Source organism: Flavobacterium sp. LM4, assembly GCF_002017935.1.
Taxonomy (GTDB): Bacteria; Bacteroidota; Bacteroidia; order Flavobacteriales; family Flavobacteriaceae; genus Flavobacterium; species Flavobacterium chungangense.
In genome coordinates this window covers 108,975-128,179 of sequence record NZ_MUFW01000006.1, presented here as the reverse complement: position 1 = coordinate 128,179, position 19,205 = coordinate 108,975, and the positions used below count along the sequence as shown (strand labels likewise).

Here is a 19,205-nt window from a genome sequence, read left to right as displayed (position 1 = left end):
ATGAAAAATCTATTTTTATTTATCGTTCATTTTGCAACAATGGTTTGTTTTTCTCAAAACGTAAAAATAGATTCAATTAAACAATTTACAACAAATGAAATTGATAGTATTTGTAAAAAAAATGGTAGAGATATCATTTCAGAAGGGAGAATAAGCACATCAATTGAAAGTAAAATCAAAAGGAATCAAACAAAGATTCTAAATGGAAGCGGAGGATTCTCATATAAACTTTATGTAAATCATTTTAATAAAGAAAACTATGATAAATTATCAAAGATTGAAAAAAGGAAATATGATTTTGATAAATATAGCGATTTAATAAAAGGAGATTATCACCAGGCTATTCATTATGAAAATTCATATTCAGAAAATATTTACGGCGAGTTTTACTATTTTAAAACCTCGCTTTTTTATGTAAAAATTAAAGTAATCAGAACTGAAAATAATAAAGAAGATATTTCAGAAACATTTAACCTTAGCCTTTCTGAATTAAATGATGCAAAAGTTTTAAAAAACATATTTTTAATGGACCTTAAAGGTTTTGTAAATGAAAAAAATAATGAACTAATCAAGATTTATAATCGAAAATGAATTCAATAAAGCAAAATCTGCTAGAAATAAAGTCGACGCTTCCTGAGCACGTAACTCTGGTTGCGGTTTCAAAAACAAAACCTGTTTCAGATTTAATGCAGGCTTACGAAGCCGGTCAGCGTATTTTTGGAGAAAACAAAATTCAGGAAATGGCCGATAAATATGAACAAATGCCAAAAGACATTCAATGGCATATGATTGGCCATGTGCAAACCAATAAGGTGAAATTTATGGCGCCTTTTGTAAGTTTGATTCATGGCGTTGACAGTTTGAAATTATTACAGGAAATCAACAAACAGGCTTTAAAAAACAATCGGGTTATTGATTGCCTGCTTCAGATATATATTGCCGAAGAAGAAACAAAATTTGGTCTTGACAAAAAAGAACTGACCGCATTATTGTCTTCTTCTGAATTTAAAGAAATGAAAAACATTCGAATTCTCGGATTAATGGGAATGGCTACTTTTACAAAAAACCAAAACCAAATCAAAAAAGAATTCCTTCATTTAAAATCGATTTTTGATTCGCTTCAAAACAAAGATGCACAATGCCGGGACACACAGCAATGTATTTCAACAGCAGCACATTTTTCAACAATTTCAATGGGAATGTCAGGCGATTACCAACTTGCTATTGAATGCGGAAGCACAATGGTTAGAATTGGCAGTAGTATTTTTGGAGGACGCTAAAGCTTCAATATCAAAAATCAATGGCAAAAATCAATTACAATTAAAATGGCAATTTTAAAATATAAAATGTAGAAAATATTCAATTTTGATGATCGACTGATTCGTTTTGCAAGAGAATGTATTTTCTTTACGAGACAATTAGAAAGAATCTTTGAAAATGAATATTATAAAAACCAGTTAATCAGATCATCCGGAAGTGCTTCTTTAAATTTTGGAGAAGCCCAGGGAACCATAACAGATAAAGATTTTATTTTTAAAGTTTCATTAGTTGTAAAAGAGTTTAAAGAATCCAGAAATTCTTTAAAAATATTAGACTATATAAAAGAAGGTGATAACGACAAAAGAAATAAACTTCTAAAAGAAGTAGAACAACTTATTGCAATTTCATCAAAAATGATAATAAATAAAAAGTAATTTTTTCAATAACAATAACAATGGCAATGACAATTTCAATAAAGAATTTCAATTTTAAAACATTGATTTTTGACATTGAAATTGATATTGATTTTTGATATTGCCATTGATTTTTGACATTTGAAAATGTACGCAATACTAGACATAGAAACCACCGGAGGCCAATTCAATGAAGAGGGAATTACCGAAATCGCCATTTATAAATTTGATGGCCATGAAGTCGTTGACCAATTCATTAGCCTTGTCAATCCCGAAATTCCGATTCAGCCTTTTGTGGCTAAATTAACCGGAATCAATAATGCTATGCTGAGTTCTGCACCTAAATTTTTTGAAGTCGCGAAACGAATCATCGAAATTACTTCTGATTGTATTATTGTAGCACACAACGCCTCTTTTGACTATCGAATCCTCCGTACCGAATTCAGACGTTTAGGCTATAATTTTGAATCTAAAACACTTTGTACTGTTGAACTTGCTAAAAAATTAATTCCGGAACAGCCTTCTTACAGTTTAGGAAAATTAGTCCGTTCTCTCGGAATTCCAATAGCCGACAGACATCGTGCAAGCGGAGATGCTATTGCCACGACCAAGTTATTCAAAATATTACTGGAAAAAGATCTGGAAAAAACTATCCTCAAAGATTTTGTAAAATTTGAAATCGAAAAAGGAATTTCACCAAAACTTCAGGATTTAGTAAACCAGATGCCTTCTAAAACAGGCGTTTATTACGTTCATAACGAAGGTGGACATTTAATTTATATCGGTAAGAGTCTCAATATCCGAAAAAGAGTCAATCAGCATTTTACCGGAGTTACAACCAAAAGTAAACGAATACAAGCAGAAGTTTTTACTATAACTTATGAGGAAACAGGAAGTGAATTAATTGCTTTGCTAAAAGAAAGCGAAGAAGTAAAAATAAACCGTCCAAGACACAATCGCTCACAAAAAAAGAGTTTTTTTCCATTCGCCATTTATGTTGAAAAAGATTCAAACGGCTATCTGAATATAAACCTCGGAAAAGCCGACGGCCGCAAAAAAGAAATCACATCATTTGCTTCTTTGCAGGAAGGTAAAAATGCACTTTTCAAGTTCACCGCGAAATATCATTTGTGCCAAAAACTGACCGGTTTATATCAGACCAAGAAAGAATGTTTTCAATACAAAATCAAAGAATGTGATGGTGCCTGTATTGGCGAAATCACTACTGAAATTTACAATTTAAGGGTTCAGCAGTTTATTTCTGAAAATAGTTTTGAAAACAAAAGCATGATTTTAATAGACAGAGGCCGAAATGTAAACGAAAGAAGTGCTATTTTAGTCGAAAACGGAATCTATAAAGGCTACGCTTATTACGATTTGAATTATCAGATTACCAATATCGAAATCCTGAACAAAATCCTGATTCCGATGCAGCACAATCGCGACGTAAAAAACATTATTCAGCAATACATCCGAAAAAGCAAATCGTTGAAAATACTTCATTTTTAGTAAAACAAAACTTTCATTATCTTTAAGGATATGAAAAACAAAAAATCACAATACGAAATCTTCAGGGAAAAAGTCAAAATCATTCTGTATGGTACTAATACCATTTTAGGAAGAATGTTCGATTTAGTTCTTTTAGGTTTGATTTTATTGAGCGTTCTGCTAATAATGCTCGACACAGTTCAGGGCATCAGTTCCAAATATCATTACCAATTATGGATCTGCGAATGGATAATCACCATCTTTTTCACAATTGAATATGCTCTAAGGATCATTTCCATTCAAAAACCCATCAAATACATTTTCAGTTTCTACGGAATCATCGATTTACTCGCTGTTTTACCTATGTATTTATCGATATTTTTCCCCGGTGCAAGCATTTTATCAATCGTAAGAGCTTTACGCTTCCTTCGATTATTCAAAATTCTCCAGCTCCCTCAAATTTCACATCAGTCATTTCAGTTGAAAGAAGCAATTGAAGCCAGTAAGGAAAAGATTCTGGTTTTTATCTATTTTGTCCTTATCAGCACAGTAATAATTGGTACCATAATGTATCTTGTCGAAGGAAAAGATTCCGGGTTTACGAGTATTCCAATGGGGATCTACTGGACAATTGTAACACTGACAACCGTTGGTTACGGAGATATTTCTCCTCAAACTCCATTAGGACAGTTTATAGCGGCGCTGGTCATGATTTTGGGTTACGGAATCATAGCAGTTCCAACCGGAATCGTAACTGCCGAATTTGCTAAAAAAAGTCTCAGAAACAATACCGTCTCTACAAAAACCTCTTGTCAGATCTGCGGTTCACAGCTTCATTTTGACAATGCTAAATTCTGTCACGAGTGCGGAACCGAATTACATCATTAATTTATGAAGCTATTCCGGCTGTACATTGCAACTCCTCCTTATCTTTGTTGTTTTTTAAGTCATAAAAGCAGCTTCTAAAGTCGCTTCTTTTACGCCGCAAAAACTAACAAATATAAGTCCGGGGTTTCCATTTCCATCCGGGCTAAAAAACATATGAAATACCTAATTACCATTGTCGGACCAACAGCCATAGGCAAAACAGCCTTAAGCATTGCATTGGCAAAACATTTTAATTGCGAAATAATATCCTGTGACAGCCGTCAGTTTTTTAAAGAAATGAGCATCGGTACAGCCGTTCCAAATCAGGATGAACTTGCAGCAGCAACACATCACTTCATTCAAAATAAATCGATATTAGAGAATTATACTGTTGGTGATTACGAAAAAGAAGCTTTAGCAAAAATCGAAGAATTGTTTCAAAATAATGATTTCGCAATTCTGATCGGCGGTTCCGGATTGTATGTTGATGCCATATTAAAAGGCTTTGACGAGTTTCCCGAAATCAACCCCGAAGTACGCTCAGAAGTCAATTCAAACTACGAAAAACTCGGAATCGAATATCTTCAGGAACAATTGAAAAACCTGGATCCTGATTATTTTCAAAAAATTACTTTAGAAAATCCACAGACACTTCAAAACCCTCAAAGAATGATGCGTTTCACAGAAGTTTGCATAGGAACTCAAAAACCATATTCATCCTTTTTGAACCAGAAGAAAAACAACCGAAACTTCACTCCCATCCTAATTGGTTTAGAAGCGGACAGAGAAATAATTTATAACCGGATCAACCAGCGTGTTGCTATTATGATGAACGAAGGTTTACTTGAAGAAGCAAAAGCCTTATATCCTAATAAAGCGTTAAATGCGCTTCAAACGGTCGGTTATAGAGAATTATTCAGTTATTTTGACGGAGAATTCACTTTGCCGTTTGCCATTGAGGAAATTAAAAAAAATACCCGAAGATTTTCCAAAAGACAATTAACGTGGTTCAAACGAAATGAAAACACGAAATGGTTCGATTATGCTGCGCCAAAAAGCGAAATCATAACATATATTGAATCTAAGATCTAAAATTCTAATAATCTAAGAAGTCTAAATTAATGCCAATATCACCAAACTTCACATCCATTCTAAGCAAAGACTGGGAAATCAATTTCACACAATGTACCCCAAACGGCTCTTTAAAATATACAGATCTCTGTAATATTTTACAATTGACAGCGGCGGCACATTCTGAAGTTGGCGGTATCAGCTTTTCTGATATGCAGGAGTTTCATCAGGCATGGGTTTTGAGCAGAATGCGCGTTGAGATTTCAGATTTGCCAAAATCCGGAGATATTGTAACTGTAACGACCTGGATTAACAGCCTGGAAAACTCACGATCTGTACGTGGGCTGGAAATGTACGTCAACGGAAAAAAAATAGTGGGCTGCGAAACGTATTGGGCCGTTTTTAACACACAATTACGCCGTCCTGAGGCCTTGGCATTACCTTATGAACATTTTAAATTATTCCCTGAAAAAAGAGCCACAACAGAAGGTTTTTCAAAAATTAATATCAATCACGAAAAAGAAGCCATATTCGAAAAAATAGTTTATTTATCGGATCTCGATATTGTAAACCACGTTAATAACGTAAAATATCTGGAATGGTGTCTCGACCATGTGAATCCCAAAAGAATTCTGAAGCAGGAAGTAAAAAGCTTTGAAATGAATTTCATGAAAGAGCTATCATTAAAAGATACTGTAATAATTCACGAAAGCGATATTGAAGAGAGCTCGGCTACTACTTTTAGTATCACCAAAGGAGAAAAAACATGTTATGCCTTACAGTTAAACTGGAAAAAATAAGCCTTTTTAACATCCACAAAAAAACAAAAAGCTGGTTTCAATTAAGAAACCAGCTTTTTTATATGTATCAAAATGTGATTTTACATCTCACATTTCACAAAAATCATTTTACCCATTTAGATAAAAACACTCAACACAAAGTAAACCAATCCTGCTAAAAGAGCCGAAATAGGAATCGTTAATACCCATGCCCAGATCAAACTTACGGTTACTCCCCATCTAACAGCAGATACACGTTTCGTTAATCCAACCCCGATAATAGATCCTGTAATGGTATGCGTTGTACTTACCGGAATTTTTAAATGCTCTGTAAAGTAAAGTGTCAAAGCACCTGCAGTTTCAGCAGCCACACCTTCAAACGAACTTACTTTTGTGATTTTAGATCCCATCGTTTTTACAATTTTCCAGCCACCGCTCAAAGTTCCTGCAGCAATTGCAGAATAACACGCCAGCGGAATCCAGCCTGGCATTACACCTTTTATTCCCTTGTCATCATTAGGCAAAACAACATCTAACCATGAATCCATGTGAACTCCCGGATTTGTATTGATATAAACTGCAACAGCAGCTGCAATAATACCCATAACTTTTTGAGAATCGTTTCCTCCGTGACCTAAACTGAATGCCGCTGAAGAAAGTAATTGCATCTTTTTCAAAGCTGCATCAGCCTGATGAAGATTTAAACTGCTAAATATCAAACAAAAAGCACTTACCGTTAAGATGATAAAAGCAACTAAAAACCATTTAATATTATGCCCATCAAAGACTACACTCCAGAAATGTGATTCAAAACGAGGCTTTCCTTCTGCTTTTATAACTTCATAGGGAACCATTTGAGCATAAACAAACCAAATTGTTGCAATCATTAAAGCTATAGTAAATATTTTAGGACCAATATTTTTACGGGAAGCGTTTAACAACCAAATTGATATTAAATAAGAGGCTAACGCTCCTAATAAAGGTGCTAATACAATAAAAGCAATAATAATGATAACACCCGAAGGCATTCCGCCATCCTTTCCAGCCTTATACCAGCTTACGATTTCGTACCAGTAATGTGTTGTTCCGTCTTCTCCGGCATAACCTGAAAAACCATGAACTGCAATTGCATGCGCTATAGCTGCTCCTGCAAAACCTCCAATCAAAGTATGGGATGAACTGGAAGGAATTCCTAACCACCAGGTCAATAAGTTCCAACAGATTGCCGCAATAACACCTGCTAAAATAACTACCAGGTTAATTTCCATCGTGTGCGCTGTCTTGGCAACAGTATCCGCAACTCCAAATCCGAAAACCCAGTACGCCAGAAAGTTAAAAAATGCTGCCCAAAGAACGGCCTGAAAAGGCGTCAAAACCTTTGTTGCAACAACAGTCGCTATAGCATTTGCCGCATCATGAAAACCGTTGATGTAATCAAAAATTAAAGCTAATACTATAATAATTATAAGTAGCGTCATAAATTATAACTTCAGAATGAAAAATTGAATTAAGAATGTTTTACAGAAATAGATTCCAGTATGTTGGCAACACTCTTACATTTGTCTGTTGCTGATTCTAAAACAGATAACACTTCTTTATATTTAATAATATTTTTAGCGTCTGTTTCGTTTTCAAAAATTTCAAAAACTGCTTTGTTATATACGTTATCCGACTTGTTTTCCAGTTTATTGATTCTGACACAAGCATCTTTAATTACTTTGAAATTCTTTAAGTTTCTCAACTCTTTTACCGCACTGTCAATGTTTTGACATGCTTCAAGGTTGATTTCTGTCATTTTTCTGATAGATTTTGTAATCTTATCAACCTGATACAATCTCATTCTGCTGGCTGCACCGTGCAAATAATCGGCAACGTTATCAATCGAAGTGATCAATGTGTGAATATCCTCTCTGTCAAACGGAGTAATGAAGTTTCTACTCAATTCAAGATTGGTTTGACGTGTAATGTCTTCTCCTTTTTGCTCTAATTCATCAATTTTCTGAAAAAGAACTTCTCTTTCTTTCAATGGAAGATTTACAGCTTCGTGTAAGTTAGAAGCTAATTCAATTAAATTGCTTGAAGCCTCTTCAAAAAGTGGAAAGAATTTTTTGTCTTTCGGCACTAAAAATTGGAAAATACTGTTTATTGACATTTTTATATTTTTGATAGTGCAAAATTACTTCATTATCGCTCTGTAATGTTAAGCCATTGTTAACAAATCATTTTCAATTTGAAAACTATTCAGGAACGAAACTGTCTTTTCAATATCATAATGTAAAATCCTGTCTTCCTTAACCAAAGGCACAATTTCTCTGTAACTGCTTAAGAACATTTCGATAAAATCGCTTGATTTTAATGGTTCTCTGTATGCAATAGCCTGCGAAGCATTTAACAATTCTATTGCCAGAATACGTTCTAAATTATCCATAACTTTTAACGCTTTTGTAGCTCCGTTTGCTCCCATACTTACATGATCTTCCTGCCCGTTGCTCGAAACAATACTATCAACACTTGAAGGTGTTGCCAGCTGTTTGTTCTGACTTGCAATACTTGCTGCTGTGTATTGTGGAATCATCAATCCTGAATTCAGGCCCGGATTATCAACCAAAAATGCCGGAAGATTGCGTAAACCCGAAATTAACTGATACGTTCTTCTTTCAGAAATGCTTCCCAATTCTGCCAAAGCAATTGCTATAAAATCCAATGCCAATGCCAAAGGCTGTCCGTGGAAATTTCCTCCTGAAATGATCTGATCGGATTCTATAAATATATTTGGATTATCTGTAACAGAGTTAATTTCAGTTTTGAATACTTTTCGAACATAATCAATCGCATCTTTTGAAGCTCCATGAACCTGAGGCATACAACGGAAAGAATATGGATCCTGGACGTGCTTTTTCTGCTGTGTGATAATTTCGCTTCCTTCTAAAAATTCATTAACTCGCTGTGCCGTTACAATCTGACCTTTATGAGGACGTATAAAATGTATCAGTTCATTAAAAGGTTCTATCCTTCCATCAAAAGCTTCCAGAGAAATCGTTCCAATCAAATCTGCCAGATACGAATATTTATAGGCTTTAATCAAAATATGAACTCCGTAAGCCCCCATAAACTGTGTTCCGTTCAATAAAGCCAGCCCTTCTTTGGATTGTAAAATAATCGGTTCCCAGTTAAAATGTTTCAAAACTTCGGCAGAAATCCTTCTTTTTCCTTCAAAATAAACTTCACCCTCTCCTATCAAAGGCAAAGATAAATGCGCCAAAGGAGCTAAATCTCCTGAAGCTCCGAGTGAACCCTGTGTATAGATAACCGGAAGAATATCATTATTATAAAAATCAACCAGACGATTTAATGTCTGCAGCTGAATCCCTGAATGTCCGTAGCTCAAGGACTGAATTTTAAGAAGCAGCATTAATTTTACAATTTCAGCCGGCACTTCTTCTCCGGTTCCGCAAGCATGTGATTTTACAAGGTTTTCCTGAAGTTTGGACAAGTTTTCATTCGAAATTTTCACACTGTAAAGCGATCCAAAACCAGTATTAATACCATAAATAGGTTCAGAATGGGAAGCCATTTTTTTATCCAGATAATCACGGCATTTCTGCACATTTACTTTTGCTTCTTCAGATAATTCTAATGCCTTATCGTGACTTAAAATTTCCTGCAAAGTCTCTAAAGTTATGGTTTCAGTACTAATATAATGGATTTCCCTCATGGTGATTTCAAATTAAAACATCAAAATTCAACAAATCAACATTAAAAAGCAACAATTTATCACAATAATTAAAATTTCTAATCAAGTGATTTTTAAAATTATTTATTTCACAATCCTAACTTATAAATACAAATACCGCTTTTAGTGCAAATCCAGTTAAAAACAAATTCTTTGATCAGATGAATTTTAATCTTAAATATATCAAAAACCCAACTTAGAGCGTGTAATTTTAACAAATACTCAATATTGATTTTTTATCATTTGTTTTATTAAAATATTCGCAAAAAAACAATTTAGCTTTTTAACTTTTATAAAAAACTGTACTTTTGAAAAATCAAAAATGAAACGTAACAGCACAAAATATCAATCTACAATGACAACTCAATCAGAAGTTGCAATTGCTGCTACTATTATTTCTACTACAACAACTACAACCCCTTAGGGGTATACATTTTTACATATAATCCTGTTTATCTATACTTTTTTCCTGAAAGAAGAAAGACTTTGGATACATAAAAATATTTGCATAAAAGAAAAAAACATCAAAATGAAAGTATTAAAATTTGGCGGAACTTCGGTTGCCAATGCACAAAATATAAAACTCGTTCTCGAAATTGTTAAACAAAAAGCTGAAAAGGACAAACTCGTTGTTGTTGTTTCGGCATTAAGCAAAGTAACCGATTTGCTACATCTGGCAGCAGCAAAAGCAGCTGAAAATGATGAAACCTTCAGGGATATCGTTGCTGAAATCGAGAAAAAACACTTAGATACTTTAAAAGAACTGATTCCGGTAAGCGAACAAAGCAGTTTGCTGAGCCACGTAAAAAGAATCATCAATCATTTAGAAACTTTACTGGATGGCTGTTTCCTTTTGGGCGAATTATCCCCAAGAACTGCAGATACTATTTTGAGTTTTGGCGAATTACTTTCTTCATATATCATTGCTCAGGCCTATCAGCAAATTAGCAAAGATGCAGTTTATAAAGACAGCCGTGAATTAATCAAAACGAATAATGACTTTAGCAAAGCGGTTGTAAATTTTGAAGTTTCAAATGTTTTGATTCAGGAATATTTTGCAGAGAATCAATCCCGAATTACTATTTTGCCTGGCTTTATTGCTCAGACTCTTAATGGCATCACATCAACTTTAGGACGTGGCGGTTCTGATTATACTGCTGCTATCATTGCCGGAGCAATCAATGCTGAACAGCTTGAAATCTGGACAGACGTAAACGGAATGTTTACTGCCAATCCAAAAATTGTAAAACAGGCACAGCCAATTGCAAATATTTCGTATCAGGAAGCGATGGAATTGTCTCATTTTGGTGCCAAAGTATTATATCCGCCAACAATTCAGCCGGTTTTAAGAAAAAACATTCCAATTCTTATCAAAAATACATTTGAACCGGAAGCAGAGGGTACTTTGATTTCTAATCAGATTTCAGAACAAACTACTCCTGTAAAAGGAATCAGCCATATTGACCATATTTCGTTACTGACGCTTGAAGGCCCGGGAATGATTGGGGTTTCAGGTTCATCAAAACGTTTGTTTGAAGTATTGTCACACGAAAAAATCAACGTTATATTTATTACTCAGGCTTCTTCTGAGCACTCTATATGTATCGGAATCCTGAATTCGGATGCTGAAAATGCCGAAGAAGCGATCAACAAAGCTTTTGAAGTTGAGATTTTACAAAACAAAATCGACCCTTGCATTGTCGAAAAAGACCTTTGCATTATTGCTTTAGTGGGCGAAAACATGAAAAATCATCAAGGTCTGAGCGGAAGAATGTTCAGTACTTTAGGAAAAAATAACGTAAATATCCGTGCTATTGCTCAGGGAGCTTCTGAAAGAAATATTTCTGCCGTAATCAACGAAAGAGATGTTAAGAAAGCACTGAACACCTTACACGAAAACTTCTTTGAAGAGAACACCAAGCAGTTGAATTTATTCGTAATGGGTGTTGGAAATGTGGGTGAGAAATTCATCGAGCAGATTCACTCTCAAAAGAAATTCTTAAAAGAGGTTCTAAAAATCAATGTTCGCGTAATTGCTTTGTCGAACTCCAGGAAAATGTTTTTTGACGAAGACGGAATTTCTTTAAAAGACTGGCAGTCAACTTTAGATAAAGGTGAAGCTGCTATTCCGACAGAATTCATCGCACGTGCCAAAGAACTGAATTTAAGAAACAGCATTTTCGTAGATATTACAGCAAATGCAAGCGTTTCTGAGATGTATGAGAAATTCTTAAAAGAAAGCATTGCCGTTGTAACCTGTAACAAAATTGCCTGTTCATCTGCTTACGACAATTATAAAAAACTGAAAAGTTTATCTCGCCAGTATAACGCTCCGTTTTTATTTGAAACGAATGTTGGTGCGGGATTACCAATTATCGATACTGTTAAAAACTTAATCGCTTCAGGTGATAAAGTGCATAAAATTCAGGCTGTTTTATCCGGAAGTCTGAACTTTATTTTCAACAATTTTGATGAGAATAATTCTTTTCATGATGTTGTTAAAGAAGCCGGTGTTCAGGGATTCACAGAACCGGATCCAAAAATCGACTTAAGCGGAATCGACGTAGCGCGTAAAATCCTGATTTTAATTCGCGAAAGCGGTTACGAAATGGATATTGACGCTATTGCAAATGAATCGTTTTTACCAGCTGAATGCTTAGCAACAACAAACAACGATGACTTTTTTGCATCGTTAATCAAACACGCTTCTCATTTTGAAAATATTTATAAAGAAGCTTTAGCTAAAGATTCAAGACTGAAATACGTAGCGCAGTTCGAAAACGGAAAAGCAAGCGTTGGTCTTCAGTTCATTCCAAAAGATCATCCTTTCTATAATTTGGAAGGAAAAGACAATATCGTGCTTTTCTACACAGATCGTTACGTAGACCAGCCTTTATTAATCAAAGGAGCCGGTGCCGGTGCAGCCGTAACCGCTTCAGGAATTTTTGCAGATGTAATTCGCATAGGAAACGTGTAAAAGATGCTAAGATACTGAGTCGCTAAGATTCTAAGTTTTTTTTTCTTAACTAAACTTAAAATCTCAGAAACTTAGCCACTTAGAAACTTAAAAATAAAAAGTTGCAAAAGAAACTTAGAGACTCAGAATCTTAGCAACTTAGAAACTTAAAAAAAATGGAAATAAAACTATTTTGCCCGGCAACTATCGCAAACCTCTCCTGCGGATTTGACGTATTGGGACTTTGCTTAGACAATGCAGGCGATGAAATGATTGTTCGAAAATCAGATCAAAAAGGAGTTCGGATTACTAAAATTATTGGTGCCGATCTGCCTCTTGAAACCGAGAAAAACGTTTCGGGTGTGGCGGCTTTGGCAATGTTGGCAACTTTACCCGAACTGGATTTTGGATTTGAAATCGAAATTTATAAAAACATCAAAGCCGGAAGCGGAATCGGAAGCAGTGCTGCCAGTTCTGCGGGAGCGGTTTTCGGAATTAATGAATTATTAGGAAGACCTTATTCCCGTAAAGATCTGGTTCAGTTTGCGATGCAGGGCGAAAAATTAGCCAGCGGAAACGCACATGCTGATAACGTTGCCCCTGCCCTTTTAGGCGGATTTACTTTGGTAAGAAGTTATGCTCCACTTGATATTATCAGAATTGACAGTCCTGAAGAATTATACGCAACCGTGGTTCACCCACAAATCGAATTAAAAACATCTGATGCCCGTTCGGTTTTAAAACAGAATGTTTCCCTAAAAAGCGCCATCATGCAATGGGGAAATGTGGGCGGATTGGTAGCAGGGCTTTACACCAAAGATTACGAGTTGATTGGAAGATCGCTTCATGACGAAATCGTAGAACCTTTAAGAAGTGTTTTAATCCCGGGATTTGACCAGATCAAACAAACAGCTTACGAAAACGGCGCTTTAGGTTCCGGAATTTCTGGTTCCGGTCCGTCGATTTTTGCTTTAAGCCGAGGAAAAGAAACCGCTGAAAAAATCGCAAAAGCCATGAGCGAGGTTTACGAAAAAATGAATTTACCGTATGAAATTCATGTTTCGAAGATTAATCCGGATGGAGTAAGAATTTTGTAGAACAGTATTAAGTACGAAGAATTAAGTATTAAGAGTTATACGAGGCGTTTGTCAGGCTGAGCGAAGTTGAAGCCTACGCCAAGTACAGACACAAAACATAACCGTTCAGTTTGTCATTTCGACGGAGGAGACCCGAGCGATAGCGAATAGGCGAAGCAAATCTCCGCTAGAAGCTCGACAAAGTACAGACGCAAAGCATAACCATAAAGTTTGTCATTTCGAGGAACGAGAAATCTTCGCAAGAAGCTCGACAAAGATTGGACTTTCGTTGCGGAGTTACTTGCGAAGATTTCTCCTCCGTCGAAATGACAAAAAAGCGATTAAAATAGTAAAACATAATTTATTGGAATTTAGAATTTTAGTATTGGAATTTACTTTCTAAAAATCTAAAAATCTAAAGTCTAAAAATCTAAAATAAAAATGAAATACTACAGTTTAAACCATAATGCCCCAAAAGTTTCTTTTCAGGAAGCTGTTATACAAGGATTAGCGAGTGACAAAGGATTATATTTCCCTGAAAATATTACTGCTTTAGATCCGTCATTTTTTGATAAAATCGAAAGTTTGAGCCACGAGGAAATTGCTTTTGAAGCGATCAAACAATTCGTTGGCGACGAAATACCGGCAGAAAAACTAAAAGAAATCATTGCTGATACTTTGGTTTTTGATTTTCCGGTAGTGAAAGTGGAAGACGGAATCTATTCATTAGAGTTATTCCACGGGCCGACAATGGCGTTTAAAGACGTTGGAGCGCGATTTATGTCACGTTGTCTGGGCTATTTTAATAAAGATAAAAAAGACGCTAAAAACACCGTTTTAGTAGCCACTTCCGGAGATACAGGCGGAGCCGTTGCCAGTGGATTTTTAGGCGTTGACGGCGTAGATGTTGTGATTTTATATCCGTCAGGAAAAGTGAGCGATATTCAGGAAAAACAATTGACTACTTTAGGACAAAATATTAAAGCTTTGGAAGTTGACGGTGTTTTTGACGATTGCCAGGATATGGTAAAAAAAGCGTTTTTAGATGAAACTTTAGCGCATAAAAACCTGACTTCGGCAAACTCGATTAATATTGCGCGTTGGTTACCGCAAATGTTCTATTTCTTCTTTGCTTACAAAGCGTTGAAAAGCCAAAACAAACCGTTGATTTTCTCTTGCCCAAGCGGAAACTTCGGAAATATCTGCGCCGGAATTATGGCAAAGAAATTAGGTTTGCCAATTGAGCATTTTGTTGCTTCGACAAACGTAAACGACACCGTACCAAGATTCTTAGAAAACGGAAAATACGACCCGAAACCTTCTAAAGCCACCATCTCTAACGCAATGGACGTTGGAAACCCAAGCAACTTTATCAGGATTCAGGAATTGTACAATAATGACTTAAAAGCTTTCGAAAAAGACTTCTCTTCTTATAGTTATACTGATGAAGAAACTTTAGTTGCTCTAAAAAATATTTATAACACAGACGGTTATATCGCAGAACCGCACGGCGCTGTTGGTTATTTAGGTTTGAAAAAAGAACTTGAAAAACACCCAAATGCAATTGGTATTTTCTTAGAAACAGCGCATCCTATTAAATTCTTAGATGTTGTTGAACCTGCTTTGGGGATTAAACTTCCTATTCCTGCTCAAATTGAGAGTGTTATTAATGAGGAAAAAGTTAGTGTGAAGATTGGGACTTATGAGGAGTTGAAGGATTTCTTGGGGTAATAATTTTATTTATTATAAAAGAAAACCACAGATTAATACTAAAATAATTAGTATTAATCTGTGGTTTTCTTTTTAATTGGAATTAGTTTTTTGTAAGATAAATTATTATGTTTGAAATGACCAAAAAACTAAAAATATCTAATCAAAATAATACAAATTAATGGCTAATATAAAATTACCTGAAAGATTTAAAAATGCACTCGAAAAAAATCAAGAATTAGATGGAATTATAAAAACAACACTTGCTACTTTTGGCGAAATATTAGAAGAAAATAAACTATTCTTTTTTTATGAATATACTAATCATGGGATTAAACACATTGAAGATGTTTTAGCTTCATCCGACAATTTAATTACAGATGAAACTTTTACAAATGTATTAAGCGTAAATGATATTGGCTATTATATTTTATCTGTCATACTTCATGATATTGGGATGCATTTAGATTTGGAAGGTTTTAAATGCCTTATAAATGGTGACCATGATGACATTTTGATAACAGAATTAGACTCACAAAAATGGTCAGATTTATGGTTGGACTACGTGAATGAAGCTCGAAAGTTTAGCGGTAAACAACTAATTTCAATTTTTGGAGATGACGATACTATTATACGCCTGCCTCCCTTTTCAAAACCCGGTGAAATCACTGAAAATGATAAAAGACTTATTGGAGAATTTATTAGAAGGCACCATGCAAGAATTGCACATGAAATTGCTATCAAAGGTTTTCCTGCAAAACCTAACTCGATTAATTTTGCAAATTCGTTAAACTTAAAAACACGATCAATTATTGGCTTAATTGCAAGAAGTCATGGGATGAATCTTCGAAAATGTTTAGATTACATAGAAAATACGTTTGGAAGGGAAAGCAAAAGATTTCCAAATGGAATTCACGCAACATATCTTATGATTCTTTTAAGAATTGCCGATTATATTCAAATAGATAGTTCACGTATCTCAAAAGTTCTTCTAAAGTCTAAAACTTTTTCCAGTCCGATTTCTAAAATGGAAAATTATGCGCATTATTCTATAGACAATGTTGATGATAAATGGCACGATGATCCTGAAAGAATCTTTGTAACTGCATCTCCTGAAGACAGTAAAATGTTTATAAAATTGAAAAAACTTTTTAAGGATATTCAATATGAATTTGACATTTCCTGGGCGGTACTTGGTGAACTATATGGAAATTCAGAAGGAAGAGATAAGCCAAAGATAAAATTTAGAAGAATTACTTCAAATTTAGAAACAAATTCATTTATCGATAAACAAAGCTATGTTGCTGATAGTTTTTTATTCAAAACAAATGACGAAATAATTAAATTATTAGTTGCTCCTCTTTATGGAGATAATATTACGTATGGAGTTAGAGAACTATTACAAAATTCAATAGATGCATGCAAAGAAAGGGAGTTTGTAGAGAAAAAAAAAGGTGTAAATAATTATGAATCCTTAATTAATATCAATATTGAAAAAGAAGAGGATGGTTTCACATATTTTAAAATAAGAGACAATGGCTTGGGAATGGATATAGAAATAATAAAAAACTATTTCTTAAGTGCTGGTGCATCCTATAGGAAAAGTCTTGAATGGCGTAAAGAATTTCTAGACGAAAAGGGAAAAGCAAAAGTAAGAAGAAGTGGTAGATTTGGTGTTGGCATTCTTTCAGCTTTTTTAATTGGTAAAGAAATACACGTAGAAACAAAAAAAAATAAAGGCCATCAAGGATATAAATTCAGTGCCAATCTTAATACTGAACTAATTAATGTTTTGAAAGACTCTAACGTAAATGAAGGTACATATATAAAAATAAAAATCGACAAAAATAAATTAAAAGAATTTGAAAAGACAGATTTTGAATGGACTAAATGGTATACACTGTCTAGACCAATAATTAAATATTCATTACATAAAAAGGTATTAATTCCCTACAAAATCACTAATCCTGAAAATAGTGATCCATTACCAATTGAATGGAATTCAATAGATTCCGTAGGCTATGATAAAATACTTTGGACATATAGTAATGATTTCGCTAATGTGCCATTTACTTGTAATGGAATTTTAATTCCTTCAAAATCGTATAATTTTCCTGGATTATATGTTAATTTAATGTATAGAATTCCTCAAGTAAGTGTTTTTGACAATAATGCGGTCTTACCATTAACTCTTGATAGAAATTCAATTTCGGAAAGATTGAGTTTTAATTATGACTTGCTAGTGGATGTGTATAAAGATTTTATTGCCTATTTGTTAGTTTTTAATAAAAATAGTTCTATAGATGATGATAAAATTTTTCTAAATAGCTCAAAATTGAACCACCCAAGTGTTAATGATTATAGCGGAGTAGCTTCATATGAATTCTTATATGGGATTAATAGATATTCCAATAATAATTTTAATTTAAAAGAATTTTTAAACACAATTCTTATTTCAAAAAAAGGTTTTATAATTAATTATAATTATTTTATTCAAAAACTAAAAAAAATTAATGTTGCATTAATTCAACTTAATACCTATCCAGAAGAGGGACTAATATTAGATATTGATGATCGATTTATTTTATTCTCAGAAATAAAAGCAAACTCAATTCCCGATTATTTATCTGCAATTGAGCCTAATACTCCATGGAATGAAAAAACTCAACAAATAGATCCTTATGATTCAAGAATTTTTATTAAAACAGAAAAATATAATTATTTATTTAATTCAAAAATAAAAAGAGCATCAACTTGGTTAAAAAATAAATGTAAAGTACAATATGAACAAGATGGTTTTACATGTTTACATTTAGACAGTCCTCCATCAAGTATAATTAAAGAAGAATTTTTAAGCAAAAATTCTAATAACATTCATTTTATAAGAGAATATGAAATAACATGTTCTGATGAAGGAGATGAAATATTAAACACTCTTTTGCAAAAGTATATTGGAGATGATATTGTCATACCATTTTCTTTAGAGGAAAGAAAGAAAAAATACCCATTAGCCTTTGTAGAATTGGCAAGATATATGGAAAAATACTCTAATAAAAAAAATGATATTGGAGAAGAAGTTTAAAATTATTTTTTTTTTATATAACAAATCTCAATTAAAAAAATAATTGTAGCATTCGCATACTATGATTGAAAAAGAAATTCAATAAATTGGAACATGCAAAAGCGAGACGCTCTCGCTAGCAATTGAAATAAATAAAAAAAGAGACCTTAATTTAAGATCTCTTTTTTATTTTATATATTTCTAAAAACGCTTACTTCCCACTTAATAACTTCTCCAAATACTCAACCTTATCTTTTTCAGCTTGCACCAAACGTTCGTAAAGTTCAACAACCTTATCTAAAGGATTAAAAGTGCAATTTGTGGCAAAAATACTGCCTGTTGTAACAACATTATCATGAAAACTATTAAAGTAATTAATAACGCCTTCATCTGAAAAGCTTTTAATTGCTTCAACAGAAACTTCAAGAGCTTTTGCCACTTCAATTAGTTTTTGTTCGTCTACAGTTTCGCTGTTTTCAATAGCAGAAACTGCCTGCTGACTTATTCCTAAAGCCTGTGCCAGTGCTTCCTGTTTCATATCTTTAAGCTCTCTGATACGGCTTATATTTCTGCCGATATGTTTTGGTTTTGTTGCTGTACTCATAATTCAAAGATATTTAAAATTCTTAAACGAAACTCAATTTTGGTAAAAAACAAAGCTGTTTTTGTAAGATACTATTTTCGTATTTTATGTCAATTATTGTTTATCAAGTTTACAATTAAACAAATCTAAAAATTATTTCCACGTCCCAAACAAAAAATTGAATGTGTTATTAATAAACAAAAAGTAA

At 33.8% G+C, this 19,205-nt stretch carries 15 protein-coding genes; 11 read left to right on the top strand and 4 right to left on the bottom strand.

The annotated features are described in order from the left end of the window. The 7 genes from BXU10_RS23375 to BXU10_RS23345 all read left to right on the top strand — a co-directional run bounded on the left by BXU10_RS23375 (nt 1) and on the right by BXU10_RS23345 (nt 5,899). A complete protein-coding gene (locus BXU10_RS23375; RefSeq protein ID WP_123922086.1) occupies nt 1–591 on the top strand; it encodes a hypothetical protein in 591 nt (196 codons plus the stop codon). Beyond that, entirely contained in the window at nt 588–1,280 is a 693-nt protein-coding gene (locus BXU10_RS23370; RefSeq protein WP_078229847.1) for a YggS family pyridoxal phosphate-dependent enzyme, read from the top strand. The genes BXU10_RS23375 and BXU10_RS23370 overlap by 4 nt, the downstream gene beginning before the upstream one ends. 75 nt (nt 1,281–1,355) lie before the next feature. After that, the gene (locus BXU10_RS23365) at nt 1,356–1,694 is read left to right on the top strand and encodes a four helix bundle protein (RefSeq protein WP_123922093.1); all 339 of its coding nucleotides are present in this window, start codon (nt 1,356–1,358) and stop codon (nt 1,692–1,694) included. A 126-nt stretch (nt 1,695–1,820) separates the two neighbouring features. Next, a complete protein-coding gene (locus tag BXU10_RS23360) occupies nt 1,821–3,182 on the top strand; it encodes an exonuclease domain-containing protein (RefSeq protein ID WP_078229846.1) in 1,362 nt (453 codons plus the stop codon). Nucleotides 3,183–3,212: 30 nt separating this feature from the next. Then, nucleotides 3,213–4,049: an ion transporter gene (locus BXU10_RS23355; RefSeq protein WP_078229845.1), complete on the top strand. Its 837-nt coding sequence runs from the start codon at nt 3,213–3,215 to the stop codon at nt 4,047–4,049. 153 nt (nt 4,050–4,202) lie between these two features. Next, the gene (gene miaA / locus BXU10_RS23350) at nt 4,203–5,120 is read left to right on the top strand and encodes a tRNA (adenosine(37)-N6)-dimethylallyltransferase MiaA (protein ID WP_078229844.1); all 918 of its coding nucleotides are present in this window, start codon (nt 4,203–4,205) and stop codon (nt 5,118–5,120) included. A gap of 29 nt (nt 5,121–5,149) precedes the next feature. Next, a complete protein-coding gene (locus BXU10_RS23345; protein WP_078229843.1) occupies nt 5,150–5,899 on the top strand; it encodes an acyl-[acyl-carrier-protein] thioesterase in 750 nt (249 codons plus the stop codon). A 116-nt stretch (nt 5,900–6,015) separates the two neighbouring features. On the opposite strand, the gene BXU10_RS23340 is transcribed toward BXU10_RS23345, so the two are convergent. Genes BXU10_RS23340 through hutH form a run of 3 tightly spaced genes read right to left on the bottom strand, consistent with a single transcriptional unit; the run spans nt 6,016 to nt 9,593 of the window. Then, nucleotides 6,016–7,356: an inorganic phosphate transporter gene (locus BXU10_RS23340; RefSeq protein ID WP_078229842.1), complete on the bottom strand. Its 1,341-nt coding sequence runs from the start codon at nt 7,354–7,356 to the stop codon at nt 6,016–6,018. A 29-nt stretch (nt 7,357–7,385) separates the two neighbouring features. After that, nucleotides 7,386–8,030 carry a DUF47 domain-containing protein gene (locus tag BXU10_RS23335; RefSeq protein ID WP_078229841.1) on the bottom strand — a complete coding sequence of 215 codons (645 nt, stop codon included), beginning with the start codon at nt 8,028–8,030 and terminating at the stop codon, nt 7,386–7,388. A gap of 48 nt (nt 8,031–8,078) precedes the next feature. Continuing rightward, the gene (hutH, locus tag BXU10_RS23330; protein ID WP_078229840.1) at nt 8,079–9,593 is read right to left on the bottom strand and encodes a histidine ammonia-lyase; all 1,515 of its coding nucleotides are present in this window, start codon (nt 9,591–9,593) and stop codon (nt 8,079–8,081) included. 547 nt (nt 9,594–10,140) lie between these two features. Between hutH and thrA the strand changes: the two genes are divergently transcribed. From thrA to BXU10_RS23310, 4 genes are all read left to right on the top strand, one after another. After that, a complete protein-coding gene (gene thrA / locus BXU10_RS23325; RefSeq protein ID WP_078229839.1) occupies nt 10,141–12,588 on the top strand; it encodes a bifunctional aspartate kinase/homoserine dehydrogenase I in 2,448 nt (815 codons plus the stop codon). A 155-nt stretch (nt 12,589–12,743) separates the two neighbouring features. Next, complete coding sequence (locus BXU10_RS23320) at nt 12,744–13,664, top strand: homoserine kinase (RefSeq protein ID WP_078229838.1); 921 nt, start codon at nt 12,744–12,746, stop codon at nt 13,662–13,664. Between the two features lie 420 nt (nt 13,665–14,084). Then, nucleotides 14,085–15,374, top strand: coding sequence for a threonine synthase (thrC, locus tag BXU10_RS23315; RefSeq protein ID WP_078229837.1), 1,290 nt, complete (start codon nt 14,085–14,087; stop codon nt 15,372–15,374). 160 nt (nt 15,375–15,534) lie between these two features. Beyond that, a complete protein-coding gene (locus tag BXU10_RS23310; protein ID WP_078229836.1) occupies nt 15,535–18,435 on the top strand; it encodes an ATP-binding protein in 2,901 nt (966 codons plus the stop codon). A gap of 190 nt (nt 18,436–18,625) precedes the next feature. On the opposite strand, the gene BXU10_RS23305 is transcribed toward BXU10_RS23310, so the two are convergent. Then, nucleotides 18,626–19,018 carry a helix-turn-helix domain-containing protein gene (locus BXU10_RS23305; protein WP_078229835.1) on the bottom strand — a complete coding sequence of 131 codons (393 nt, stop codon included), beginning with the start codon at nt 19,016–19,018 and terminating at the stop codon, nt 18,626–18,628. Nucleotides 19,019–19,205 lie beyond the last annotated feature (187 nt).